This window comes from Methylobacterium sp. P1-11 (assembly GCF_008329595.1).
GTDB lineage: Bacteria > Pseudomonadota > Alphaproteobacteria > Rhizobiales > Beijerinckiaceae > Methylobacterium.
In genome coordinates, this window is the sequence record NZ_NPKS01000009.1 from 63466 (window position 1) to 88042 (window position 24577).

Consider the following 24577-nt stretch of genomic DNA (forward strand, 5'->3'; position numbering starts at 1 on the left):
CTCCCGGGCCGGCGGCGCCCCATGGCGACGCGGATAGCTTTCCCCGCGCATCCCGGCAAGAACGCGGGTCGCGCATGCGGACCGACAGCAAGGATCGATATGGCGCGCTGGATCGCGGGACTGGACGGCTGCCGCGGATCCTGGGCGGGGTCGCTCCTCGACCTCGACGATCCCGACCGATACCGCTGCGCGCTGTTCCCGGACGTTGCCGCGCTCCTCGATTCACCGGAGCGGCCCGGCATCGTCGGGATCGACGTGCCGATCGGCTTGCCCGACCGGATCACCGGTGGCGGTCGGGCCGCCGATCGGGCGGCGCGCGTCCGGCTCGGGCCGGCGCGGGCGTCGGTGTTTCCGATGCCGCCGCGGCGCGCCGTCTACGCCTCCGACTACGCGGCCGCGAAGGCGGCCTCGCGGGATGCGAGCGACCCACCCTTCGCACCCTCGATCCAGGGCTACAACATCTTCCGCTACGTCCGCGCGGTCGACACGCTCCTGCGGCAGCGCCCGGAGATGCGTGCACGGGTCTACGAAGTCCATCCCGAGGTGGCCTTTCATGCCCTCAACGGCGGCCGGCCGCTCGGCCTGCCGAAGAAGGGCAAGCGCGCCCGGGAAGGCTTGGACCTCCGGTGGGCGCTCCTCGCGGCGGCGGGTCTGCCGGACGCGCTGATCGAGGCCCGGGTGAAGGGCATTCCGCAGGACGACCATCTCGACGCGCTGGCTGCCCTGGTGGTGGCCCGCGACATCAGCCTCGGGCAGGCCGTGCCGCTGCCGGACCCGCCGGAGCAGGACGCCTTCGGGCTTCCCGTGGTAATCTGGGCGCCTGCCTTGCGGATGCCTTCCTGAGCCGGAGCACCGGGCGCGGCATCTGCCCCAGCGTGCTGTTTTGCACGCTGTCGCGCACGCGGCCGGTGTCCGTCCACGGGGGGCGCTCTAACTCTGGCTGCATGAGCGCCGCCAATCCCCTGCCCGTCCGTCACATCGCCCGAGCGATCGTCCTCGATCCGCAGGATCGGATCCTGCTCATCGCCTACACGTCGGTCCATGCCAAAGGGCCGGACGGGAAACCGCTTCGGTTCTGGTTCATGCCCGGCGGCGGCCTTGAGCCTGGCGAGGATCATGTCACCGCCTGCCGCCGGGAGCTGGAGGAAGAGATCGGCCGTGGCGATGTCGCGATCGGCCCGCAGGTCGCCGCCTGCGACGGCCCGTTCCACCTGTTCCGGCAGGCGCGGGACGCCCGGGAGCGCTACTTCCTCGTCCGCCTGCCCGACGACCGGGTCAACACCAGCCGCCTCGCCGAGACCGAGGACAACCCGCTGATCGGGACGCGCTGGTGGCCGATCGACGAGCTGCGCGCCAGCGGCGAGCATTTCGAGCCGGCCGGTCTGGCCGATCTCGCGTCGGATCTCGCGCGGGGGACTATTCCGGCCGAGCCGCGCGTTCTTGCTTGGCGAGAACTTTGAGTTCACTCCCGCTGTCGCGGAATTGTCTAACTGGAGACGACTTTATGTTCCCCGTCTACCTGACCGAAGGCTACCGCTCCTTTCTCCTCGATCGCTTCCCGACCGAGCGCCGGCGCTTCGCGCAGCTTGCGTCCAGTCAGAACCCGGAGATCTTGGTCATCAGCTGCTGCGACAGCCGGGTCTCCCCCAGCGCGATCTTCAATGCCGGCCCGGGCGAGCTGTTCACGATCCGCAACGTCGCCAATCTCGTGCCGGTCTACCAGCCCGACGGCCAGTATCACGGCACCTCGGCGGCCCTGGAATTCGCCGTCCAGGCCTTGGAAGTGAAGCACATCGTCGTGCTCGGCCATGCCACCTGCGGCGGCATCAAGGCCTACGCCAACAAGGCCAAGCCGCTCTCGCCCGGCGACTTCATCGGCAAGTGGGTCTCGCTCGTAGGGCAGGCCGAGGGCAAGGCCGGCGATCCCGGCGCGCCTGACTACCTGACCAAGCTGGAACACGCCGTGGTCGTCCAGAGCATGGAGAACCTGCTCACCTTCCCGTTCGTGAAGGAGCGGGTCGATGATGGCCGCCTGGAGATCCACGGGGCGCATTTCGGCGTGGCCAGCGGCTCCCTCTTGGTGCGCGATCCGGGGACCGGCGCGTTCAAACCGCCAATCGACACGACCGGCCAGGCCGTCCGCTCCGTCGCCGCCATCGCGTGCGAGTGAGCGCACGGGGCCGTCGCTGAGGCGCGGGACGGGCCATCAGGTCCCGCGTGAATCCGGTCTCCGGCCGGTTCCCGTGACGCGCTCCGCCCGTTCCGTCCGGACCCTCGCGCCCGGACTGTCCGCGGAGGGGCTGCGTCACGCACCGCCCGCTGCGTCAGCCCGGCGTGCCGCGGCTGGGACTTCCAAACGACAAAGGCGGCGGCCTCGTGCCCGCCGCCCTCCGTTCGACCCGGCCGAGGCCGGGCCGCGCGTGCGTTCCGCCTTACATCGCGCCCGGGAGACGCTGGGCGTGGGCGTAGTGCATCTCCAGGGCCGGCAGGGCCTGCTGGGCATAGTTGCGCAGCGCTGGGTTCGGGCCGCCCTGGGCGTAGGCCTGGGTCATCGCGATGCTCATCTGATGCGCCTGGAGCTGCTGGTTGGCATACAGGCGGTCGAAGCGCGGGCCGGCCGGGGTTGCCGACAGCTCGGCCAGCATCGCCTGCTGCTCGGGGGTCGGCGGCACGATTGCCGAAGCACCCGTGGCCCCCACGTCGCCCCGGCCGATCTGGCCGCCCGCAGCGGCGCCGCGCGCAGCGCCGGTACCCGCGCCCTCGAGGCCGCCGACCGGGCCGCCCGACAGGGTGCCGCCAACCACGCCGGTCGCCGCGCCGAGGCCGGCGCCCACGGCGCTGCCGGCCACCGCGATCGGTGCCGTGACCAGACCGCCGAGGCCGGGATCGCCCGCAACGCCGTTCATCTGGCCGCCGGCCAGGGCCACGTTGGCGGCGCGGTGGTCACGGATCGCCTCCTGGGCGTAGGAGCGGATCTTCGGGTTGCGCGACTTGGACAAGGCAATCTGAGACGACTGGATTTCGAAGGCGTTCGCCTGCATCGACTGCAGACGGAAGTCGTTGGCGCTCTGAGCCAGGGCCGGTGTCGACAGCGCCAGGACGAGCGCGGACGCGGCAGCGTAGTTCTTCAGCATTGGGACCTCTGTTCGAAATGGACTCGCGAACTGCGGAAAGGCGCCGCATGCGCAGCACGGAAGGCTTGGCGACACACTCGGCGCCGGCACGTTCGCGGATTGGTGCGTCAACGAGGGTATGGGCTTATGGTTCCTGCCGTTTTTGCTCCAGACGCCGTCGTGCCCGACTGGAGCCGATCCCGCGCGCGGGCCGCCGATCGGGCATGCAGACAGCCATCTCGCCGGGCTTCCGCTGCGGCCGGTGCAGATTCAGTGCGGCCCGGCCGTTGAGGCGTGCGAGCGTCCCGTGACCTTCGCCGCGGTTCAGATCCTGCGCGCCGCCGCCGCCCTCATGGTGGCTTGGCACCACGCGCGGCACGAGGTTGGGCTCATGGCCGGTCGGGGAGCCGGCCCGGCGCTCGATTCCGCGACCCTCCTGCCCTGGTGGGGCGGGGTCGATCTGTTCTTCGTCATCTCCGGCTTCGTCATCGTCCATGCCGGTGGCCGGCTGGCCGGGCGGCCGGGCGCGCGTGTCCGCTTCCTCGCCCACCGGGTTGCCCGCGTTGTGCCTCTCTACTGGCTGGTGAGCCTGCTCTACCTCGCCCTCGCCCTGACGCGGCCGGATCTGCTCGGGGAGGCGGCAGCGCTGGCGCGCGATTCCTCCGCCCTCGTCGCGAGCTTCCTGTTCTGGCCGGCGGCCCGGCCCGACGGCACCATTCAGCCGCTCTACGGCCTCGGCTGGACCCTGAACTACGAGGCGCTGTTCTACGTACTTTTCGCCGCGGGCCTCGGCCTCGGCCGGCGCGGCGCCGTCGCCTGGCTGTGCGGGACCCTGACCGTCCTCGTGGCCGTCGGCGCCCTCGTGCCGGGCCTTCCGGTGCCGCTGCGCTTCTGGTCGAACCCGATCGTGCTCGAATTCGCCGCCGGCGCCGGACTCGCCCTCGCCTATCGCGCAGGGTTCCGGCCGGCCCTGCCCGTGCGCATCGCACTCGCGGTTCTGGGCGTGCTCGGGCTGGTCCTGGCAGCGCGGGTGCTCGCGGGCCTCGGCGAGGCCGACGGGGGCCTGCGCCCGCTCCTCGTCGGAGGGCCAGCCATCCTGCTGGTGGCCGCCGCCCTCGGGCCGGCCCGCGACGTCGCGCAGGTCGTGCGGCTGCCATCCCCTATGCGCGGCCTCATCGGGCTCGGCGACGCGTCCTATGCCCTCTACCTGGTGCATCCGTTCGCGCTGCGCCTCGTGCGCGAGGGGCTGCTCCGGTTCGGCCTGGCCCCTGCCCTGCATCCCTGGGGCAGCATGACGCTGATGCTCGCGGTCAGCGTCGCGGCGTCGCTCGCGATCCACCGCCGCGTCGAACGGCCCCTCACCCGCGCCCTCCGGAAGCGGCTCGATCCGGGTGCGCCGTAAAACCGTGTGCGTGCCGCGTCGACCCCGGTTCCACCGGGCGGCCGGTCGGATTAGCCTCGCGGGCCCGAGGAGGAGGCCAGCATGAAGACCCTGCTCGTACCCGTCGCGATGCACGACGCCCTGCCCTCCGTCTTCGAGACGACGCGGCTGGCGGCGACGCGCTTCGGTAGTCTGATCGAGGGCGTGTCCCTGCGCCCTGCGCTTGCCGAGTACGTGCCCGTCGACATGGTCGGCGGCATGACCTGGCTGCGTGACGAGGAGGCCGACCGGGCCGAGGCCGAGGAAGCGGGCGGCCGCTTCGTCGCCTTCATGGACGGGGCCGGCATCCCGCGGCATGCCCGCGACGGGCTCTGCATACCGGACCGCGTGCCGGATGCCGGCCCACGCTACCGCTGGCGGCAGGACGTGCCCACGGGCGACGCATTCCTGGGCCAGTATGCGCGACTGTTCTCGGCGACGGTGGTCGGACGTCCAGGCACGACCGATAATGCCCCGCGCATGACCACCTTCGAGACGGCCCTGTTCGAGAGCGGCCGGCCGATCCTGCTGGCGCCGCCCACCGCACCCCCGAGCCTTGGGGACGCGGTGGTCATCGCCTGGAACGGATCCACCGAGACGGCCCGGGCGGTGGCGTTCGCGATGCCGTTCCTGCGACGGGCCGAGCGGGTGCTGGTGCTCAGCGTCGAAGGCGGCATGGTGCCGGGCCCGACTGCCCAGGATCTCGCTCAGGCCCTGGCCTGCGAGGGAGTGGACGCGTCGCATCGGGCCCTGCCGGCCGGCCGGCGGGTGCCCGGCGAGACTTTCCTGGTTGAGGCGAAGGCCTTCGGCTGCGACCTGCTGATCAAGGGCGCCTACACCCAGAGCCGCCTGCGCCAGATGATATTCGGCGGCGTCACCAGCCATGTTCTCGCCCATGCCGACATGCCAGTGCTGATGGCGCATTGAGCGGAGCGCGACCGAACCGATTGCCTCCTGGGACGCACCGGGAACCGGCGCCCCTCCTTGGCGTTCGGCTCCCGCATCCGGATGGCGCGCCGCCTGGAAAGGAGCCCCGTGACCAGCCCCGTGAGACGTCTCTTCCTCGCCGGCCTTCTGGCGATCGCAGCCGTTCCCTGCGCACAAGCCGAGCCGATGACGGTCCGGTTCCGGGGAATCGTGGTCAGGGCCGACCCGGAGCGCCTGGACATCCGCCGCGCCAGCGGCAGTACCCTCGCCGTGCGGATGAGCCCTCGCACCCGGATCTACGCAGTCAACGGCGCCAGCCTCCGGGGCATCAAGCCGGAGAGCTACGTCAGCGTCCTCGGCGCACCCGGCTCCGTGCCGCGGCAGGCGGCCGCGGTGACGCTGTACTCGCCTTCTGAACGCGGCTTCGAGGCGGGCAGCCAGCCCTGGGACACGGCGCAGGGCGCGCGCCTGACCGCCGGCTGGGTCGCTGACCTGCAGCGGGGGACGCCGATGCGGCTGACGCTCGCCTACGGGGGCGGCCAATCCTCCTTCGCGATTCCCGAGGACACGCCGGTGACTCAGCTCTCCCCCGGCGAGAAGGCGATGCTCCAGCCCGGCGCCGCCGTGACGATCTTTGCGCGCTCCGGCACCGACGGCGGGCTGGAGGCCGGGACGATCGTGGTGGGTCGCCAGGGCGTCGTGCCGGGGCTCTGACCCGGCCGGCCGGGACGCTGCGTCACCGACAGCCCAGCAAATCCGCGCGCCGAAGCGGAAGCTGCGCTACATCGGTCGGCGATGACCGAGCCAGCCTTTACCCTCGATCCCCGCCTCGCGGCCGATACGGCCGAAGTGGGCGACCTCGCCCTGTGCCGCGTGCTGCTGATGGACGATGCCCGGTTCCCGTGGCTGATCCTGGTACCGCGCCGCCACGGCCTCACCGAGATCACCGACCTCTCCGAGGCCGAGTCTGCGGGGCTGTGGCAGGAAACCCGCCTCGCCACGGGGGTGATGCAAGCCCTGTCCAAACCCGACAAGGTAAATATCGGCGCTCTCGGCAATGTGGTGTCCCAACTCCACGTCCACATCGTGGGCCGCTTCCGCTCGGATCCCGCCTGGCCGGGGCCGGTCTGGGGATTCGAGACCCGCAAGCCCTACCCGCTCCACGCCCGCGCCCAGCTCCTCGAGCGCGCCGGCGCTCTCTTCTCCGCGGCCTGACCTTGGCATGACCGATCCACGCGACACCCTCGGCTTCGTCCGCAACCGCCTGGTACGCCACTCGGCCGAGCAGCCCGAGGAGTCGGTGCCCGCCTTCGACACCGCCGAAGCCCGCCTCGTTCTGATCTGTGGCGACCGGATCGTGCTGCGCGGAGAGACCGCGCTGATCGCTCCTGCGGAGGCCGTCGGCCTCGAAGGCGGAACGCGCATCTTCCTCGGGCACCGGGACGGGCAGCCCGTCTTCGCCGCCGCCGCACCCGCCGAAGCGGCGGAGCGCTTCGCCGCCGCGCCGACCCGCACCCTCGACCTCCGGTCGATCGCCACCGAATCTGCCGTGGAGGCTGAGGAGCTCGGCCTTCTCGCCGTGGCCAAGTCGATGCTCGACTGGCACGCCCGCCACGGCTTCTGCGCCAATTGCGGTACCGCCACCGTGGCAAGGGCCGGCGGCTTTCGGCGCGAATGCCCGAGCTGCAGCGCCCACCATTTCCCCCGGGTCGACCCGGTGGTGATCATGCTGGTGCGCCGGGGCGACACCTGCCTGCTCGGCCGCGGGCCGCATTTCCGGCCGCACATGTATTCCTGCCTCGCGGGCTTCCTGGAGCCCGGCGAGACGATCGAGGACGCGGTCCGCCGCGAGGTGTTCGAGGAGACGCGGATCCGCGTCGGCGCGGTCACCTACCGGACGTCGCAGCCCTGGCCGTTCCCGTCCTCGCTGATGCTCGGCTGCGCCGCCGAGGGCCTCGACGCAGCGATTGTGACCGATCCGAGCGAGCTGGAGGATGCGCGCTGGTTCACCCGGACCGACGTCGCGGCCATGCTGGCGGGTGCGCATCCTGAGGGGATCCAGGCCCCGCCGCCCATGGCGATCGCAAACTACCTGATGCGCGCCTTCGTGGCCGGCGAGACCTGATCCCGAGCGGCTCGGCTAGCCGGGCTTGCCGGCTCTCCGGCTCGGATTGTCCGTGGGGTCGATGTCGTTCAGACCGAACGGACCGGAGCCGTTCTGCTCCGCCTGAACCGGGAGAGCGCCCCGCATCTCGGCAAAGGCTTCGCCCACCATCAGCAGCGCCGGTCCGTCGGTCCCCGCCGCCTCGATCCGGTCAGCCAGATCGGCGGCCGTGCCGCGCAGGGCCTGCTGGTTCGGGCGCGTGGCGTTGAACACGAGGAGCGCCGGGGTCGATGGCGCCAGCCCTTCTTCCACCGCCCGCGCCAGCAGCGCCCGCAAGGTGCGCTTGGGCATGTAGACCACCGTCGTGACGCTCGGATCGGCGAGCGCGCCCCAGTTCAGATCGTCCGGAAGGGCGCCGCGGCGGTCGTGGCCCGTGACGAACTGGAGCCGGCGCGCTGCGTCGCGATGGGTCAGGGACAGGCCGAGGCTGGCCGCTGCGCCTTGCGCGGCGGAGACGCCGGGCACCACGCTGACAGGGATGCCGGCCGCCCGGCAGGCCTCGATCTCCTCGCCCGCCCGGCCAAAGACCAGCGGGTCGCCGGATTTCAGCCGCACCACCTGCTTCCCCGAGCGCGCGAGCTGGACCATCAGCGCGTTGATGTCGTCCTGGCGGCAGGACGGGCCGTGTCCGGTCTTGCCCACCAGCATGGTGCGGGCCTCGCGGCGGGCGTAGTCCAGGATCTCGGGAGCGACGAGGTCGTCGTACAGGATCACGTCGGCATTGCGGAGCGCCCGCAGCGCCTTGAGGGTCAGAAGCTCCGCGTCCCCCGGGCCAGCTCCGACCAGAGTCACCGCGCCGCCTTTCGGGGCGGCTTCCGTTTCACCGAGCAGTTCCGCGAGGTCCGTTTCGGACGGCGCGCGGTCCGGCTCCGCGAAGGCCCGGTCGGTGAAGCGCTCCCAGAAGAAGCGTCGGTCGGCGAACCCGTGGAAGCGCGCGGTGACGCCGTCCCGCCAGTCGCGGGCGGCCGCGACCCACCGACTGAACCCGCGGGGCAGCATCGCCTCGATCCGCGCACGCACGGTCTGGCCGAAGACCGGGGCGGCGCCCTCGGTCGAGATGCCGACCACGAGCGGCGAGCGGTTGACGATGGCGCCGAACTTCACGTCGCAGAGATGCGGTCGGTCCACCGCGTTGACGATGGCGCCGGCCCCGCGGGCGGCCGCCACGAAGGCGACGCACTCGGCCTCGTCCTCCAGGGCGCCGATGCAGAAGGCAGCGCCCCAGAGATCGTCCGGGCTCCACGCCCGTTCATGCAGGACCACCTGCCCGTCGACGATCTCGCCCGGCACCGCGCGCAGCTCCTCGCTGGGCTCGGGGGCGTAGACGTCGACATGGGCGCCGGCCGCGGCGAGGACCTTCACCTTCCAGGGCGCGCCGCCGGAGGAGCCGGCCAGCACCACCCGTTTGCCGCGCAGCGGCACGAAGACGGGCAGCACCGCCAGCGGCTCGAGGCCGGCAGCCTTGGTCTCGCGAGGCGCACGGGCTGCGCGCAGGGGAGTATCGGTCACGGGCCTGTCCTGAATCGTCTCGAACCGGCCTCTCCCGTCCGCCCCCTGATCCTGAGGTGCTGCGCAGCAGCCTCGAAGGAGGGCTCCAGGGATCGCGCGGCCGGCTGGAGGCCTCTTCGAGGTGGTCGCTGCGCGCCCGCACCTCAGGATGAGGTGGTCTGGTCGGGCGGTCCGGTCTGTCCTCGCTGGCGAGTGTATCAGAAAATCACGCGGCGCATGCGGTCTGCCCAGCGAGCATCTTGCGGATCTCCGGTATGCAGGAGCCGCAATTCGTGCCGGCCTTGCAGGCGGCGCCCACCGCCTCCACGGAGCCGGCGCCCCCGGCGATGGTCGTGGCGATGATGTCGGCGCCGACACCGTGGCAGGCGCAGACCACCGGCCCGGCCGAGGCGGTGGCCGCGCGGCCCGAGAGCAGCGCCCGTCGCGCGGCGGCGTCGGGCGCCTCGGCGGCGAACAGAGCCTTGGCGGCCTCCCAGTCCGGCCGCTCCGCGGCGGGCGCGTAGGCGAGGCAGGCTACGAGGCGGTCGCCGTCGTAGACCGCGCAGCGGTAGCGGTCGCGGGCGTGGTCGGCATATTCCGCCAGTTCGCAGCCCGACAGCGCCTCGCTCTGGATCAGTCCGCGCACCATCAGCGCCACCGCCCGGGAGCTGTCGGCGGTGGCGAACTGCGCGCCCCAGCCGCCGGTGATCGCGGCGCGCGCCCACCACCAGCCCTCGGGCATCGCCACCTGCCGACGCGTTAGCAGGAAGCCGCGGGCGCGGTAGCCGACGGGCGCGATCGCCGCCGGGGTCGCTTTAAGTTCGGGCTGGCCCGATACCGGGTCCGGCATGCCCCGCACCAGCGCGCCGACCCGGGCCTCCGACGCGAAGGCGCCGCCCCAGTGCATCGGCATGAACAGGCTGCCCGGCACCACCGTGTCGGTGACCGTCACCTCCAGCTCGGCCGCGCCGTGCGCGGTCGTCAGCCGGGCGATGGTGCCCTCCGCGAGGCCGTGGGCCGCCGCGTCGTCCGGATGGACCTCGACGAACGGGACGGCGCGGTGCGCCGAGAGGCGCTGGCTCTTCCCGGTGCGCGTCATCGTGTGCCAGTGGTCGCGGACCCGGCCGGTGTTGAGCATGAGCGGGAACGCCGGTGAGGCCGCGAGCGCGAGGGCGGGCGGCTGTACGGCGACGAAGCGGGCCCGCTGGTCGAAGGTATAGAACCGGCCATCGCCGAACAGCCGTGCCTTGCCCTGCGAGGCGCCCCGGAAGCCGGAGCGCTTCGGGATCGGCCACTGCACCGGCAGGGTCACGTCGTAGGCGGCGTCGCTGATCTCCGCGAGCGCGCCGAGGTCGAAGTCGCGGGTGCCGTTGTTCTCGTAGGCCGACAGCCCGGCATGCTCGCGGAAGATCGCCGCGGCGGAGTCGAACGCGAAGGCCCTTCCGTGGCCGAGGCGGCGTCCGACGTCGGACAGCGCCGCCCAGTCGGGCCGCGCCTCGCCGGGGCTCGTGAGGAAGCGGCGCTGGCGCGAGATCCGCCGCTCGGAATTGGTGACGGTGCCGTCCTTCTCGCCCCAGGCCTGGGCGGGCAGCAGCACGGTGGTCCTACCCCGGCCCCGGGCGGTGTCGGAATCCGCCACCGCCTCGGACACCACATAGAGGTCGAGTCCCGCGAGTGATTCGCGGATCGCGTCGGCCCGCGGCATTGAGACCAGCGGGTTCGTGCCCATCACCCAGAGCGCCTTGATCTTGCCCCGGCTGACCGCCTCGAACAGCGCCACCGCCTTCATGCCCTCGCCGGTGATGATCCGCGGGGCACCCCAGTAGCGGCGTACCCGGTCCACCTCCTCCGGGGTGAAGTGCATGTGGGCGGCCAGCATGTTGGCGAGCCCCCCGACCTCGCGCCCGCCCATGGCGTTGGGCTGGCCGGTCAGGGAGAACGGCCCCATCCCGGTCTCGCCGATGCGGCCGGTGATGAGGTGGCAGTTGATGATGCTGTTGCCCTTGTCGGTCCCCTGCGCCGACTGGTTCACCCCCTGCGAGAAGGCCGTGACCACCCGGCGGGTGCCGGCGAACAGGGCGTAGAAGGCCGCGATGTCGGCCTCCGGCACGCCCGTCGCGGCGGCGACCGCCGTCACGTCCGGGGCGATCTGGCGGGCGCGGTCGAGGGCGGTGTCGAGGCCGGCCGTGTGCGAATCGATGAAAGCGCGATCGCGAAAACCGTTGTCGGACAGGTAGACCAGCAGGCCCGAGAACAGGGCGGTGTCGGTACCCGGCCGGATCCCGAGGAACAGGTCGGATTCCTGCGCGGTCTGGGTCCGGCGGGGGTCGATGACCACGAACTTGGTGCCGCGGCGCTCCTTCGCGTCGGCCATGCGGCGGAACAGGATCGGGTGGCACCACGCGGTGTTGGAGCCGACCAGCACGATCAGGTCGGCCTCGTCGAGATCCTCGTAGCAGCCCGGGACCGTGTCGGAGCCGAAGGCCCGGCGATGGGCCGCGACCGCGCTCGACATGCACAGCCGCGAGTTGGTGTCCACGTGCGGCGTGCCGATGAAGCCCTTCGCGAGCTTGTTGGCGACGTAGTAATCCTCGGTGAGGAGCTGGCCAGAGAGGTAGAAGGCGATCGCGTCCGGCCCGTGCTCCGCGGCGACTGCGCGGAGTTTCTCCGTCACCGTGTCGAGCGCCGCGTCCCACGAGACCTGCGTCCCGTCGACTTGCGGGTGGAGCAGGCGGTTCTCCAGCGACAGCGTCTCGCCCAGCGCCGAACCCTTCGAGCACAGGCGGCCGAAATTGGCCGGGTGCTCGGCATCGCCCGCGATCGTGGCGCCGCCCTGCCCATCCGGAGTCGCGAGCACGCCGCATCCGACGCCGCAATAGGGGCAGGTGGTTCGCACCGTCGGCGCCGCCACTGGCTGGGTCATGGCTTGAGTCCTCGAAGGGGCGTCCGCGACGGGAGCAAGCTTCGCGCCGTCCTTTTCCCCTCTCCTTGCAGGGAGGGGTCAGGGGTGGGGGTGGTGCAGAAGGCGCCGTTGCACTCGATCCTGCACCACCCACCTCCGGCTCCTCCCGCAAAGGGGGAGGAGCGCGCGCAGCGCTCAGTACACGTCGGCCTGATACCGTCCGGCCTTCTTGAGCGCTGCGAGGTAGGCCACCGCATCCTCCGGGCTCTTGCCGCCGAACTGCGCCGCCACGTCGATGATCGCCCGCTCGACGTCCTTGGCCATGCGCTTGGCATCGCCGCAGACGTAGAAATGCGCGCCACCCTCGAGCCATTTCCACAGCTCGGCGCCGTTCTCGCGCATCCGGTCCTGAACGTAGGTCTTCTCCTTGCCGTCCCGGGACCACGCCAGGGACAGGCGGGTGAGCACCTTGTCGTCCTTCAACTGGTTCAGCTCGTCCTTGTAGAAGAAGTCCGAGGCCTGCCGCTGGTGGCCGTAGAACAGCCAGTTGCGGCCCGGCGCCTGCGTGACAGCGCGCTCGCGCAGGAAGGCGCGGAACGGCGCGATCCCTGTGCCGGGGCCACACATGATCACGTCCTTCGACAGGTCGGCCGGAAGGCCGAAGCCGTGGGCCTTCTGAAGATAGACCTTCACCCTGGTCTGCTCGGGCAGGCGCTCGCCCAGATGGGTCGAGGCGACGCCAAGCCGAAGCCGCGAGCGGTGGTTGTAGCGCACTGCGTCCACGGTCAGCGACACGCGCCCGACATCCATCTTCGGCGAGGACGAGATCGAGTAGAGCCGCGGCTGCAACTCGTCCAAGGCCTCGAGGAAGACCTCGGCATCGGGCCGCGCGCCCGGGAACTTGTGGAGCGCGCCGAGCACGTCGAGATAGGCGGCATCGCCGTCCGGATCCTCGCCGGAGGCGAGCGCCTGCGCCTTCTTGCGGGCCGGCCCCGAGGTGAGCAGTGACAGGAGCTGGTAGAGGTTGTCGGGCGCGGCGCCCAGCGCGTAGTTGATCAGCAGGTGCTCACGCAGGGTCCTGTCGCCGATCACCCGCTCGGGTCGGGCGCCGAGTTCCGCGATCACGGCGTCGACCAGCGCCGGGGCGTTGGCGGGGAACAGGCCCAAGGAATCGCCGACCTCGTACTGGATCGGCGTGCCGTCGAGGCCGATCTCGATGTGCCACGTCTCCTTCTCGCCGCCCGGATCGTTGAGGCGGCGGCGGGACAGGAACAGCGCCTCGACTGGGTTCTCGCGGCAATAGCCGAGCGGGCCGAGATCGGCCGCCGCCTTCGGGGCATCGTCCTCCGCCTTCGGAGAGGCCGGAGCGCCGCCGCCGGCGCCGAACTCCTCGTCCAGCTTCTTGAGCATGCGCAGGGTCTCTTTGCCGCCGGGCTGGCAAAGGTTCAGGCGCGCCTCGTTCTTGAGGAAGATCGCGTTGGCGTAGTCGGCGCAGTTGTAGCCGCACTGGCCGCAATCCTGCTGGGCCATGGCGGCCATCAGCTTCTGCGGCTCGGGGCGATCCTTGGCCATCTCCATCCGCTCGCCGATCGGCACGGAGGGGTCGTGCCAGGGCGCGTCGTCGTTGTCGGCCAGCTTCGGGCCGGTCGCCGGCGCCTCGCCGGGGGGCAGCGCCGTGGCACCCGCGACGGCGGGGCCGAGCAGAGCCGCGAAGTAGCCCGAGAGCCAAGCGCGCTGGTCCTCGTTGAAGGGTGCGGTCTCGGGGATCAGGACGAGGGGGGGCGAGACGTGCTGGGTCATGCGGCGGCCCTCAGGGCAGGCTGGTCCTCGGCGGCGTCGCGGAGCGCCTCCGCGCCCGTGCGGCTGGTGAAGGCCTGGAAGCTTTCCTCAGGACTCTGACGCAGGGCGAGGTAGGCGCGCAGCAGCGCCTCGACGCGGGACGGCGCATCCTCGGCCTTCACGGCCTTCCAGATCTCGGTGCCGATCTTCGGGTTCTCGGCGAAGCCGCCGCCGACCACGACGTCGTAGCCCTCGACGGTGTCGCCCTCCTCCGAGACGATGACCTTCGCGCCGATCAGCCCGATATCGCCGATGTAGTGCTGGGCGCAGCTGTGGTGGCAGCCGGTGAGGTGGACGTTCACCGGGACGTCGAGATTCGGCACGGCCCGCTCGACGTGGTCGGCGATGATCAGGGCGTGGCCCTTGGTGTCGGAGGCCGCGAACTTGCACCCCTTCGCGCCCGTGCAGGCCACGAGGCCGGAGCGGATGCCCGCCGCCCTAGTGGTGAGCCCCAGCGCCTCGACCCGGGCCTCGACCTCGGCGACCTTCGCGTCCGGCACCCCGGAGAAGATGAAATTCTGCCAGACGGTCAGGCGGATCTGGCCGTCGCCGCACTCGGCCGCGATCTTGGCCAGCGCCCGCACCTGATCGCTGGTCATCTTGCCGACCGGCAGGACCACGCCGATCCAGTTGAGGCCGGGCTGCTTCTGGGCGTGGACGCCGACATGGGCGAACCGATCGGTGGGCTTGCGCGGCGCCACGTGCTCCGGCGCGACCCGGTCGAACTTGCGGCCGAGCTTCTCCTCGACGGCGGCGAGGTACTTGTCGAAGCCCCAGGCGTCGAGGACGTACTTCATCCGGCTCTTGTTGCGGTTTGTCCGGTCGCCGTTCTCGATGAACACCCGGATGATCGCGTCGGCGACCGCGTTGCAATCCTCCGGCTTCAGCACGATCCCGGTGTCGCGGGCGAGGTCCCGGTGGCCCGAGATGCCGCCGAGGACGAGGCGCATGTAGATGCCCGGCGGCACGGTAGCGCCCTCGAGAACCTCCACCGCCTGGAAGCCGATATCGTTGGTCTCCTCCAGGGTCGGCATGATGCCGCTGCCGTCGAAGGCGACGTTGAACTTACGCGGCAGGCCGTAGAGCGAGCGGTCGTTGAGGATCCAGTTGTGCCAGGATTTGGCGAGCGGGCGCGTGTCCAGCAGCTCCTGGGCGTCGATGCCGGCGGTCGACGAGCCGGTGACGTTGCGGATGTTGTCGGCGCCCGCGCCGCGGGCGGTGAGGCCGATATCGGTCAGCCCGTCGAGGAAGGGCTGGGCGTGCTCGGGACTGATCTCCCGCACCTGCAGGTTCGCCCGGGTCGTCACGTGGACGTAGCCGCCGCCGTGTTCATCGGCGAGGTCGGCGACGCCCGCGAACTGCCAATGGTGCAGGATCCCGTTCGGGATCCGCAGCCGGCACATATAGGAGACCTGGTTTGGGGCGACCCAGAACAGGCCGTGGTAGCGCCAGCGGAAATTGTCTTCGGGCTTCGGCTGCTTGCCGGCGGCGGCCTCCTGGATCAGGCGGTTATGGCCGTCGAAGGGGTTTTCGGCGCGCTTCCACTTCTCCTGCTCGCAGAGCTTGCCGCCCTCCTTGACGGTCCGGTCCTGCGCCTTGATGTGGATCGCATCCGGGCCCGTAGGCTCGGCGGGCGGCGCGGCCGCCCCGGCCCCGCCCGAGGCGAGGCCACCGGTCAGGCGGACGGCAGCAATGCCGGAGGCGAAGCCCTCGAGGTAGCGCTTCTGCTCGGCCTCGAATGCGCCGGGGGCGGTCTGGGTGGTGGTCTGGGACATCCGCGCCTCCTCAAGCAGCCAGCGGCTCGGGCGCGGCGCGCCCGAACATCAAGTCGTCCACATTCGTGATCGGATCACCGGAGCGGATCAGCTCCTTGCAGGCGCCCTGCTCGGCGATGTCGCCGACGAACACCGCACCGATCAGCCGACCCTCGCGCACCAGCAGCTTGCGGTAGAGGCCGGCGCCGGGATCCGAGAGGACGATCGCTTCGGCGTCGTCGGGCGTGTCCACGATCCCGGCCGAGAAGACCGGCAGGCCCGAAACCTTCAGGCTCGTGGACAAAGCCGTACCCCGGTACTCGGCTGGCTGACCGGAGAGATGGCGGGCCAGCGTCTCAGCGTGCTCGTAGGCCGGCTCCACCAGGCCATAGATCTGGCCCCGGTGCTCGGCGCATTCGCCCAGGGCGAAGATGCGCGCGTCCGACGTCGTCATCCGATCATCGACCGTGATGCCCCGGCCGATCGTCAATCCCGCTTCCTTCGCCAGCGCCACCGACGGGCGCACGCCCACCGACATCACCACGAGATCGGCCGGCAGCACGGTGCCGTCCGTCAGGACAAGCCTCTCGACGCCGGACGCGCCCTCGATCCGATCGGTGTCGGCCTTGAGAATCACCTGAACGCCCCGCGCCTCCATGGCCCGCTTCACCAGCCCGGCCGCGTGGTGGTCGAGCTGGCGCTCCATCAGCCGGTCCATGACGTGGAGCAGCGTGGTCTCGACGCCGAGGCGGGCGAGCCCAACCGCTGCCTCGAGGCCCAGGAGGCCGCCGCCGATGACGACGGCGCGGGCGTGCTGCACGGCCGCCTTGCGGATCGCCACCACGTCGGCGAGGTCGCGGAAGGTGATGACGCCCGGAAGGTCCATACCGGGCTTCGGCAGACGGATCGGCAAGGAGCCGACCGCGAGGACCAGCTTGTCGAAGGGCAGAACGTGGGTCTCGCCCACGATCACGAGCCCGTTCTCCCGGTCGATCTGCGTCACCGGCGCGCCGGTAATCAGGCGAATGCCGTGATCCGCGTACCAGTCGAGGCCGCGGAAGGCGCAGGCCGCCTCATCGACCTCACCGCCGAGCAGCGAGGAGAGCAGGACCCGGTTATAGGCTGCGGTGGGTTCGGCCCCGATGCAGGTGATGTCGAAGCGGCCCGGGGCAACCTCCGTCAGCCGCTCCAGGAAGCGCAGGGAGGCCATGCCGTTGCCGACGACGACGAGCCGTTCGCGCGGCAGGTCCGACCCGGCGCGCGCGTCGTGTCCGCGTGTGTCCTTGGGAGATATCGCCATCGCTCGATCGCGTCTGGAACCTCGAGTGCAGGGTCGTTGGCGGACCGCCCACGAAAAAGCCGCTGCCGGTCGTCCCCCCATCAGGCTTCAGCCTCAGGGAGAACCGGATCAGCGGCCTCGCTGACGGCGCTGTCCGTCGCCATTGACGGACGAAGGAGGAGTTTGCAGGTTCCGTGCCAACCGATGCATGCGATGCGAGGGGCTGGGGATGCTCTCGGATTGGTGGACGCCGCCGCGACCAATGCCGCTAGGCGGACGCGTTGCGGCGCTGCACAAAAACTGTGCGGACCGGCACAAAACCGATCACGCGCCGGCAAGGTGGCCAGTAACGGGCGACGATGCCCGACATGTCGGGGAGGAGTAGAGGAAGGACGCAGCGGCTACGGTCGGTCGATCACGACCCAGGTCCACGATGCGCGTCGAGGAGGACGCCAGCGCGTTCCCAATAGAAGGCGCGTCCAGTCGATTGGCTCAGCAATTATGCTGCTGAACGTTATGGGGAAGCGGTCGATCGCAACGGAATTGCCGGACAGTCGGCGGAGCGAAAGACTGACTCGCTCTCGGACACATTAGACGAATTAATAATTTGCCATCACGCTTCGCTAGAGGAACGTCGACAGCATCGCCAAGAGGCCCAAAGTCGGCATCGCTCCTGCTACGAGAGCCCAATACCAGGCGGGATGCGCCCCGGCCCGGCGGTTGTCGTTGCAGGCGCGTGGCACCCGGCCGCCCCGGTTCACGTAGCGTCGAAGTTCGACCCGCCCACGCGGATGCGACATCGACGATCCAGTTTCGAGTTTGCGACATCCAGGCATGGCGGAGGCACAACGGGCGAGCCTGCCTGGCGTTCCACCACCGTTCGAGCCGTTTCAGCGAGCTGGTGACGAACGGCATGAAGTGTCGCCGACCTCAAGGATCCGCAATCGCCGTACGGTAGAGATCCGGTCTGTAGACGGTCTTAATCGCTGCCGCGATGTCCAGATGCGGGGGAAGCTGCTGCGACGCGTGCATCTGCTCCAGAACCCAGCGGGCATGCTCCGCCCGTGGCTCCTGGACAGGCTCGCCGAGGCGGAGGCCCATACCGGTCTCGGCGTGTGCATCCGGATCGCCGGGAAAGGCCCGGCCGATCAGGGCCGGATCGAGGTTCAGATAAGTCCGGCGGCCCAGGCGATGGATCAGCTCGGTCCGGTTCTCCGGATCCGCGCACCAGCGTCCCGCCCGCGCGACCGCACGCACCAGTGGCAGAATCGCGTCGTCGAGCCGTGCCGAGACGGCCAGAACCTTCTCGACCACATCCGGCGCCAGGGCGCTCCCCTGCACCGCGATCCGCCCATGGCCAGCCGCGGCCGCCACATCGTTCCAGGGCGCGCCTGCGCAGAATCCGTCCACGAGACCGCGAGCCAGAGCCTCGACGCAATGTTGGGGCGGGACCACGACCGTCCGGAGCGCCGCCGGATCGAGCCCGCCCGCCTCGGCGAACAGCCGCAGCTGATAGCTGTGGCACGAGAAGGGGTGGACGGTGCCAAGGGTGACGGTGCTGCCGGCGCGATGCCGCGCCTCCGCGACGCCGGCGAAGGCACGGGCGACATCCGCCGGAGCCTCGCTGTCCGGAGCCATCGCTTTCCAGAGAGTGCGAGACAGGGTGACGGCGTTGCCGTTGGCGCTGAGCTGGAGCGGCACGATCAGGTCCGAAGGGGGACCGGACAGGGCGAGCCGGCTCGCCAACGCCAGAGGTGCCAGCATGTGCGCAGCGTCGAGGTATCCCAGTGCCAGCCGGTCGCGCAGCGTCGCCCAGGACGGTTCGGCTATGAGGTCGAGGTCAAGCCCTTCGGCCCGGGCGAAGCCCAGTTCGTGGGCCGCGATCAGAGGCGCCGCATCGCAGAGCGGAACATAACCGAGCTGGAGCCTCATCCGAGCAGGTCCGCGGTGGTGACGATCGCCCGGGCGATGTCGGCAATCTTGCGCTTCTCGTTCATGGCCTTGCGGCGCAGTTGCTTGTACGCCTCGTCCTCGGAAAGTCCCTTCAGATTCATCAGGATGCCCTTCGCCCGCTCGATCAGCTTGCGGTCGGCGAGTTCACCCCGCGCCTCCGTCAGCTCGCGTTGGAGCCGCGCGAAGGCATTGAAGCGCAGGATCGCGATATCGAGGATCGACTTGATTCGCTCGGCCCTTAGCCCGTCCACCACGTAGGCGGAGATCCCGGCATCGACGGCGGCCTGCATCATGGTCGAATCCGACCGGTCGACGAACATCGCCACCGGCCGCTCGACCTGCCGGGAGACACCCGACATCTGTTCGAGGATGTCCCGGCTCGGGCTCTCCAGATGGATCACCACCACGTCGGGCTTCAGCGCGGCCACGCGCTCCATGAGATCGGCGGTGTCGGGGATCACGACCACGCGCCCGATCCCGGCGGCCCGCAGGCCCTCTTCGAGAATGGCCGCGCGGGCACGGCTTGGATCGATCACGGCGACAGTGAGATTGGTTTCGGTCATCGTGGCCCGGAACAGGGCGAGTCTTCTCTGGAGGCCTGCCCGGATCGGGCCGCGGCAATCGTAGCAAGACCCATGCCCATGCTCGGGCCGGCCGCCCACGTCGAATCCCACTCTACTGCGCCGGTAACCGGCGCGCAAAGAAACGGTCCAGCTTCCGCCGCAATGCTGGCCGCATTCTCTACGCCTCGAGGCGGTCATGGAGATCGGTGATTCGGATGCGCAGGCCAGATAAGCCCGCCCTGACGGATACCGCGAACGGCCGCGTGTCCATGCCCTTCCTGCCGACGCTGGCTGTCGTAGGGCTCCTGGGCCTGGCCTCGCTCTACTGCCCATCGTCGAATCCGGTCCGGCCCGGCGCCGAGGCGAACCTTGCGCTGCGCGATCCGCTTACGACTGACTCCGTCGGACCGGCTCCCGCCCGGACGGCGCCTTCCGCGACCGATTTCGCCAGATCGGTTGCCCTCGTCCCGGCGCCTGCCCGTGTGCCGGCTTCGATGGCCTTCGCTGAAGCCTATCCGCTCGACGGCTCGGCCTCGAAGGCCGTGGCCCTGCATACGGGGAGCCCGACCCGGCCGGCGGGCCGCCTCGCCGTGAACCGCCGCGCCTGCCCGGGTCGGCGTTGCCCGGAAATTCCGCAACGCGCCGTGGATCCGTTCGTCGCCGCGCATGCGGAGGCTGCCGAGCCGGGCGGGGATGGACCGGTTCCGGGTTCGGCCCTCCCCTTCGTCGAGACGGTGGCGGAGACATTGGCGCCTGCCGCGCGGGTTGTCGGCGACGCAGCCAACCTCGTGCGCAGCGGCGCGGCGGCGATGAAGGGGTCCGTGTCCCTGGCGGTGGCCGACTGCCTGCGCTGACGGGCGGATCTTCCGCGAGGGCCGCACCTGACCTCCCATATTGTTCCGCAGGCATGCAGATTTCCGCCCTCGTTCTCGGGAGGACATGTCGGCAACCGCTTGGCTCGCTGGGCGGAACCGGGATGCAGACCCGCGGACGCAGCACGTCTCCGCATTGGAGGGATCTCCGGAGGTCCGCCCCCGGACATCCCCTTCCAAGTCCGGGCTCCCCTGGACCTCCCGGTATCCCGTCCTAGGTGCATTGCAGCGGATGGCCCGGGCTGCCGTCCGCGGACCGGAGCCGGGGCCGGATGGCTGCACGCATCGAGGATTACGCGCTCATCGGGGATTGCCGCAGTGCGGCGCTGATCAGCCGGCAGGGCAGCGTCGACTGGTTGTGCTGGCCGCGCTTCGATGCGGCCTCCCTGTTCACCAGCCTGCTGGGAACCGAGGCGCACGGATTCTGGAAGATCTTTCCCGAGGCCGAGAACGTCGAGACGCGGTGGTCGTACCGGCCGGGCAGCCTCGTCCTCGAGACCCGCCACAGAACGCGGCAGGGGGAAGTCCTGGTTACGGATTTCATGCCAGTCGGCGACGGGTCCCATCTCGTGCGACTCGTCGAGGGCGTGCATGGGCGGGTCGCGATGCGGATGGAGATGGCGGTCCGCTTCGATTACGGCTCGGCCGTGCCCTGGGTGTCCCGCTCGGAGCTCGGCGACCTGCGCGCCGTCTCGGGGCCGCACAAGGTCGTGCTGCGCAGCGACGTCCATCTCAAGGGATCCAACGCGCAGACCACGGTGTCCGAGTTCACCGTCCATGCCGGCGAGAAGCACCGGTTCGTCCTGAGCTACGGCCCCTCGCACGAGGACGACCCGCCCCCGATCGAGCCCCGCAGGGCCCTCCTAGCCACGGATCAGCACTGGCGCGAATGGACCTCGCGCTGCACCGGCGGTACCGCCTGGGACCGCGTGCTGCAGCGCTCCCTCCTGACTCTCAAGGCGCTGATCTATGAACCCACCGGCGGCATCGTGGCGGCGCCCACGGCGTCCCTGCCGGAGGGGCTCGGCGGGATCCGCAACTGGGATTATCGCTTCTGCTGGCTGCGCGATTCGACGCTGACGCTGATCGCCCTGATGGACGGGGGCTATATCGACGAGGCGCGCGCTTGGCTGGGCTGGCTGTTGCGGGCCGTTGCCGGCAACCCAGAGCAGGCGCACATCCTCTACGGGATCGGCGGCGAGCGGCTTCTGCCCGAGATCGAGCTGGACTGGCTGCCCGGCTACGAGAATTCCCGGCCGGTCCGGATCGGCAACGCCGCCGCCAGCCAGTTCCAGCTCGACGTCTACGGCGAGCTGTTCGACGCGCTCTATCAGGCCCATGCGCGCGGCCTCCCGGTGAGCAAGGACGGAATACGGGTCGGCCTGGCGATCCTCGGCCATCTGGAGCAGGCTTGGCGCCAGCCCGACGAGGGGATCTGGGAGGTGCGCGGCGGACGGCGCCACTTCACCCATTCCAAGGTCATGGCCTGGGTCGCGTTCGACCGCGCCCTGCGCATGCATGAGATGCACGAGAATGGCGCCACCGAGGAACAGGCCGCGCGCTGGCGCGCTATCAAGGACGAGATCCACGCCGAGGTCTGCGAGAAGGGCTTCGATCCCGCGCTCAACAGCTTCGTCCAGTCCTATGGCTCGAAGGCGCTGGACGCGAGCCTGCTGCTCATCGCCCATACCGGCTTCCTGCCGCAGCATGATCCCCGGGTGATCGGCACCGTCGAGGCGATCGGCAAGGGGTTGATGCGAGATGGGTTCATCCTGCGCTACGAGACCGAGGGGCAGACCACCGACGGCCTGACCGGCAACGAGGGGGCTTTCCTGCCCTGCACCTTCTGGTACGCCGACAACCTGATCGGCCTGGGGCGCCGCGACGAGGCGGCGACGCTGATCGAGCGCCTGATCGGCATCTGCACCGACCTCGGTCTCGCCAGCGAGGAATACGACGTGCAAGCGAAGCGTCTTGTGGGTAACTTCCCGCAGGCGTTCACGCATGTCGCGCTTGTCAACACGCTGCTCAGCTATACGCGCGGCGAAGGGCCGGCGGATCGGCAGGGTGGTAAGGCCAACGGAGCTCCTCCCGCCGTCCTACGGCAGCGCGAAGCCGCCAAGCGGACCGCGAGAGGCGAACTGGAAGACGCGACATCATGAGCGGTGCTGACACTCCGGCCAAGGCGGCCCTCGCTGAGATCGATACCCTCAGCATCAACACGATCCGGACGCTCGCGATCGACGCGGTGCAGAAGGCCAATTCCGGCCATGCCGGCGCGCCCATGGCGCTGGCGCCGGTCGCCTACACCCTGTGGAACCGCTATCTGCGCTACGACCCGGCGCATCCGCACTGGCCGAACCGCGACCGGTTCGTGCTGTCCTGCGGCCACGCCTCGATGCTGCTCTATGGGCTCCTGCACCTCGCGGGGGTCGCCGAAAGCGACGGCGGCAACGCTCCGGCGGTGTCGCTGGAGGATATCAAGAAGTTTCGCCAGCTCGACAGCCGCACCCCGGGTCATCCGGAATACCACTTCACCACCGGTGTTGAGACCACCACCGGCCCGCTGGGCCAGGGCGTGGCCAACTCCGTCGGCATGGCCATGGGCAGCCGTTTTCTCGGCCAGCACCTCAACCGGCCGAATCTGCCGCTGTTCGACTACAACGTCTACGCGGTCTGTTCGGACGGCGATCTGATGGAGGGGGTCGCCTCGGAGGCCGCCTCACTCGCCGGCCACCTGCGGCTCGCCAATCTCTGCTGGATCTACGACGACAACACCGTCACCATCGAGGGTCACACGGAACTGGCCTTCGGCGAGGAGGTGGCGACCCGCTTCCTGGCCTATGGCTGGCAGGTGCTGCGCGTCGCCGACGCGAACGACGTGCACGCACTGGCCGGCTCGATCGAGACCTTCCTGGCCACCAACGACCGGCCGACCCTGATCATCGTCAAGTCGGTGATCGGCTACGGCGCGCCAAAGAAGCAGGGCACCTCCAAGGCCCACTCGGACGCACTGGGCGAGGACGAGGTCAAGGGTGCCAAGCGCGCCTATGGCTGGCCCGAGGACGCGCAGTTCCTCGTGCCGGACGGCGTGCAGGAGAACTTCCGCGACGGCATCGGCAAGCGCGGCGCCGGCCTCTACGACGCATGGCAGGGTCTGCTCGCCAAGGCCAAGGACGCCGATGCCGAGCACGCCGAGGATTTGAACGCCTTCCTGGAGGGCCGCCTGCCGGAGGGCTGGGACAAGGATATCCCGGTCTTCGAGCCGGACGCCAAGGGCCTCGCCACGCGCGAATCCTCCGGCAAGGTGCTCAACGCCATTGCCCAGCACGTGCCGTTCCTGCTCGGCGGCTCGGCGGATCTGGCGCCGTCCAACAAGTCGAACCTGACCTTCGAGGGCGCGGGCTCGTTCGGTCCGTTCTCGCCGGGCGGCCGCAACCTGCATTTCGGCGTCCGCGAGCACGCCATGGGCTCGATCGTGAACGGCCTGGGCCTCTCCGGCCTGCGGGCCTACGGGGCGACCTTCCTGGTCTTCGCCGACTACATGCGCCCGCCGATCCGGCTCGCCGCGCTGATGGAGCTGCCGGTCTTCCACATCTTCACCCACGACTCGATCGGCGTGGGAGAGGACGGGCCGACCCACCAGCCGGTGGAGCAGCTCCTGTCGCTGCGGTGCATCCCGGGCCTCGTGACCCTGCGGCCGGCCGACGCCAACGAGGTCGCCGAGGCCTACCGGGTGATCTTCTCGCTGCGGAACCAGCCGGTGGTGCTCGCGCTGTCGCGCCAGCCGCTGCCGACTCTCGACCGCACCAAGTACGGCGCGGCCTCGGGCACCGCCAAGGGTGGCTACGTGCTTGCCGATTCGGAAGGCACGCCCGACGTCATCCTGCTGGCCTCGGGATCCGAGGTGCAGCTCTGCATCGGTGCCTACGAAGCCCTGAAGGCCGAGGGCGTGAAGGCTCGGGTGGTGTCGATGCCGTCCTGGGACCTGTTCGAGCGGCAGGACGCGGCCTACCGCGACTCGGTTCTGCCGCCCGCCGTGAAGGCCCGGGTCGCCGTGGAGCAGGGCAGCGTCATCGGCTGGGACCGCTACGCCGGCTCCGAGGGCGCGATCATCGGCATGCACACCTTCGGCGCCTCGGCGCCGATCAAGGATCTCCAGACCAAGTTCGGCTTTACCCCCGAGAAGGTCCTGGACGCCGCCAAGGCGCAGGTGGCCAAACACAGAAAGTAGCCTGAGCGCCTGCTCTTCCGCCCCGCCCGTGCGGGAGAGCGCGTTCGGGCGAGAGTACGCGGTACGCGA

General features: G+C 70.3%; 20 protein-coding genes. 11 read left to right on the forward strand and 9 right to left on the reverse strand.

The window, feature by feature from the left end; translation table 11 throughout:
- Window positions 1-99 precede the first annotated feature (99 nt).
- From CIW48_RS11375 to CIW48_RS11385, 3 genes are all read left to right on the forward strand, one after another.
- Entirely contained in the window at window positions 100-843 is a 744-nt protein-coding gene (locus CIW48_RS11375; RefSeq protein ID WP_149310877.1) for a DUF429 domain-containing protein, read from the forward strand.
- A gap of 101 nt (window positions 844-944) precedes the next feature.
- The gene (locus CIW48_RS11380; protein WP_149310878.1) at window positions 945-1460 is read left to right on the forward strand and encodes an NUDIX domain-containing protein; all 516 of its coding nucleotides are present in this window, start codon (window positions 945-947) and stop codon (window positions 1458-1460) included.
- 44 nt (window positions 1461-1504) lie between these two features.
- Entirely contained in the window at window positions 1505-2170 is a 666-nt protein-coding gene (locus tag CIW48_RS11385; RefSeq protein WP_149310879.1) for a carbonic anhydrase, read from the forward strand.
- A gap of 262 nt (window positions 2171-2432) precedes the next feature.
- Here the strand turns inward: CIW48_RS11385 and CIW48_RS11390 are convergent, their stop codons facing one another.
- Entirely contained in the window at window positions 2433-3134 is a 702-nt protein-coding gene (locus CIW48_RS11390) for a DUF4142 domain-containing protein (RefSeq protein ID WP_149310880.1), read from the reverse strand.
- A 286-nt stretch (window positions 3135-3420) separates the two neighbouring features.
- On the opposite strand from CIW48_RS11390, the gene CIW48_RS11395 reads away from it, so the two are divergent.
- The 5 genes from CIW48_RS11395 to nudC all read left to right on the forward strand — a co-directional run bounded on the left by CIW48_RS11395 (window position 3421) and on the right by nudC (window position 7585).
- Window positions 3421-4515: an acyltransferase gene (locus CIW48_RS11395; protein WP_149310881.1), complete on the forward strand. Its 1095-nt coding sequence runs from the start codon at window positions 3421-3423 to the stop codon at window positions 4513-4515.
- A gap of 81 nt (window positions 4516-4596) precedes the next feature.
- Entirely contained in the window at window positions 4597-5460 is an 864-nt protein-coding gene (locus CIW48_RS11400) for a universal stress protein (RefSeq protein WP_149310882.1), read from the forward strand.
- Window positions 5461-5580: 120 nt separating this feature from the next.
- Complete coding sequence (locus CIW48_RS11405) at window positions 5581-6174, forward strand: hypothetical protein (RefSeq protein WP_246695202.1); 594 nt, start codon at window positions 5581-5583, stop codon at window positions 6172-6174.
- A gap of 81 nt (window positions 6175-6255) precedes the next feature.
- Window positions 6256-6675, forward strand: coding sequence for an HIT family protein (locus CIW48_RS11410; RefSeq protein WP_149310884.1), 420 nt, complete (start codon window positions 6256-6258; stop codon window positions 6673-6675).
- 7 nt (window positions 6676-6682) lie between these two features.
- Window positions 6683-7585: an NAD(+) diphosphatase gene (gene nudC, locus CIW48_RS11415; RefSeq protein ID WP_149310885.1), complete on the forward strand. Its 903-nt coding sequence runs from the start codon at window positions 6683-6685 to the stop codon at window positions 7583-7585.
- 15 nt (window positions 7586-7600) lie between these two features.
- Here nudC and cysG read toward each other — a convergent pair whose 3' ends face one another.
- The 8 genes from cysG to CIW48_RS11450 all read right to left on the reverse strand — a co-directional run bounded on the left by cysG (window position 7601) and on the right by CIW48_RS11450 (window position 19402).
- Window positions 7601-9133, reverse strand: a complete 1533-nt coding sequence (gene cysG, locus CIW48_RS11420) for a siroheme synthase CysG (RefSeq protein WP_246695203.1) — start codon at window positions 9131-9133, stop codon at window positions 7601-7603.
- Between the two features lie 205 nt (window positions 9134-9338).
- The gene (locus CIW48_RS11425) at window positions 9339-12035 is read right to left on the reverse strand and encodes a nitrate reductase (protein ID WP_149310886.1); all 2697 of its coding nucleotides are present in this window, start codon (window positions 12033-12035) and stop codon (window positions 9339-9341) included.
- 174 nt (window positions 12036-12209) lie between these two features.
- On the reverse strand, window positions 12210-13814 hold the full coding sequence (locus tag CIW48_RS11430) for a sulfite reductase subunit alpha (RefSeq protein ID WP_149310887.1): 1605 nt from the start codon (window positions 13812-13814) through the stop codon (window positions 12210-12212).
- Complete coding sequence (locus CIW48_RS11435; protein WP_149310888.1) at window positions 13811-15628, reverse strand: NirA family protein; 1818 nt, start codon at window positions 15626-15628, stop codon at window positions 13811-13813. Before CIW48_RS11435 ends, CIW48_RS11430 begins: the two co-directional genes overlap by 4 nt.
- Before the next feature lie 10 nt (window positions 15629-15638).
- Window positions 15639-16907, reverse strand: a complete 1269-nt coding sequence (locus tag CIW48_RS11440; RefSeq protein ID WP_149310889.1) for an FAD-dependent oxidoreductase — start codon at window positions 16905-16907, stop codon at window positions 15639-15641.
- Between the two features lie 602 nt (window positions 16908-17509).
- Window positions 17510-17686 (reverse strand): hypothetical protein, encoded by a 177-nt coding sequence (locus tag CIW48_RS33725; protein ID WP_207105488.1) that lies wholly within the window; start codon window positions 17684-17686, stop codon window positions 17510-17512.
- 130 nt (window positions 17687-17816) lie between these two features.
- Window positions 17817-18818 (reverse strand): CmpA/NrtA family ABC transporter substrate-binding protein, encoded by a 1002-nt coding sequence (locus CIW48_RS11445; RefSeq protein ID WP_149310890.1) that lies wholly within the window; start codon window positions 18816-18818, stop codon window positions 17817-17819.
- Entirely contained in the window at window positions 18815-19402 is a 588-nt protein-coding gene (locus tag CIW48_RS11450; RefSeq protein WP_091783942.1) for an ANTAR domain-containing protein, read from the reverse strand. Before CIW48_RS11450 ends, CIW48_RS11445 begins: the two co-directional genes overlap by 4 nt.
- Window positions 19403-19617: 215 nt before the next feature.
- On the opposite strand from CIW48_RS11450, the gene CIW48_RS11455 reads away from it, so the two are divergent.
- The 3 genes from CIW48_RS11455 (at window position 19618) to tkt (ending at window position 24508) form a co-directional block, all read left to right on the forward strand.
- The gene (locus CIW48_RS11455) at window positions 19618-20256 is read left to right on the forward strand and encodes a hypothetical protein (protein WP_149310891.1); all 639 of its coding nucleotides are present in this window, start codon (window positions 19618-19620) and stop codon (window positions 20254-20256) included.
- A 290-nt stretch (window positions 20257-20546) separates the two neighbouring features.
- The gene (locus tag CIW48_RS11460) at window positions 20547-22436 is read left to right on the forward strand and encodes a glycoside hydrolase family 15 protein (protein ID WP_149310892.1); all 1890 of its coding nucleotides are present in this window, start codon (window positions 20547-20549) and stop codon (window positions 22434-22436) included.
- A complete protein-coding gene (tkt, locus tag CIW48_RS11465; RefSeq protein WP_149310893.1) occupies window positions 22433-24508 on the forward strand; it encodes a transketolase in 2076 nt (691 codons plus the stop codon). The genes CIW48_RS11460 and tkt overlap by 4 nt, the downstream gene beginning before the upstream one ends.
- Window positions 24509-24577: the final 69 nt, after the last annotated feature.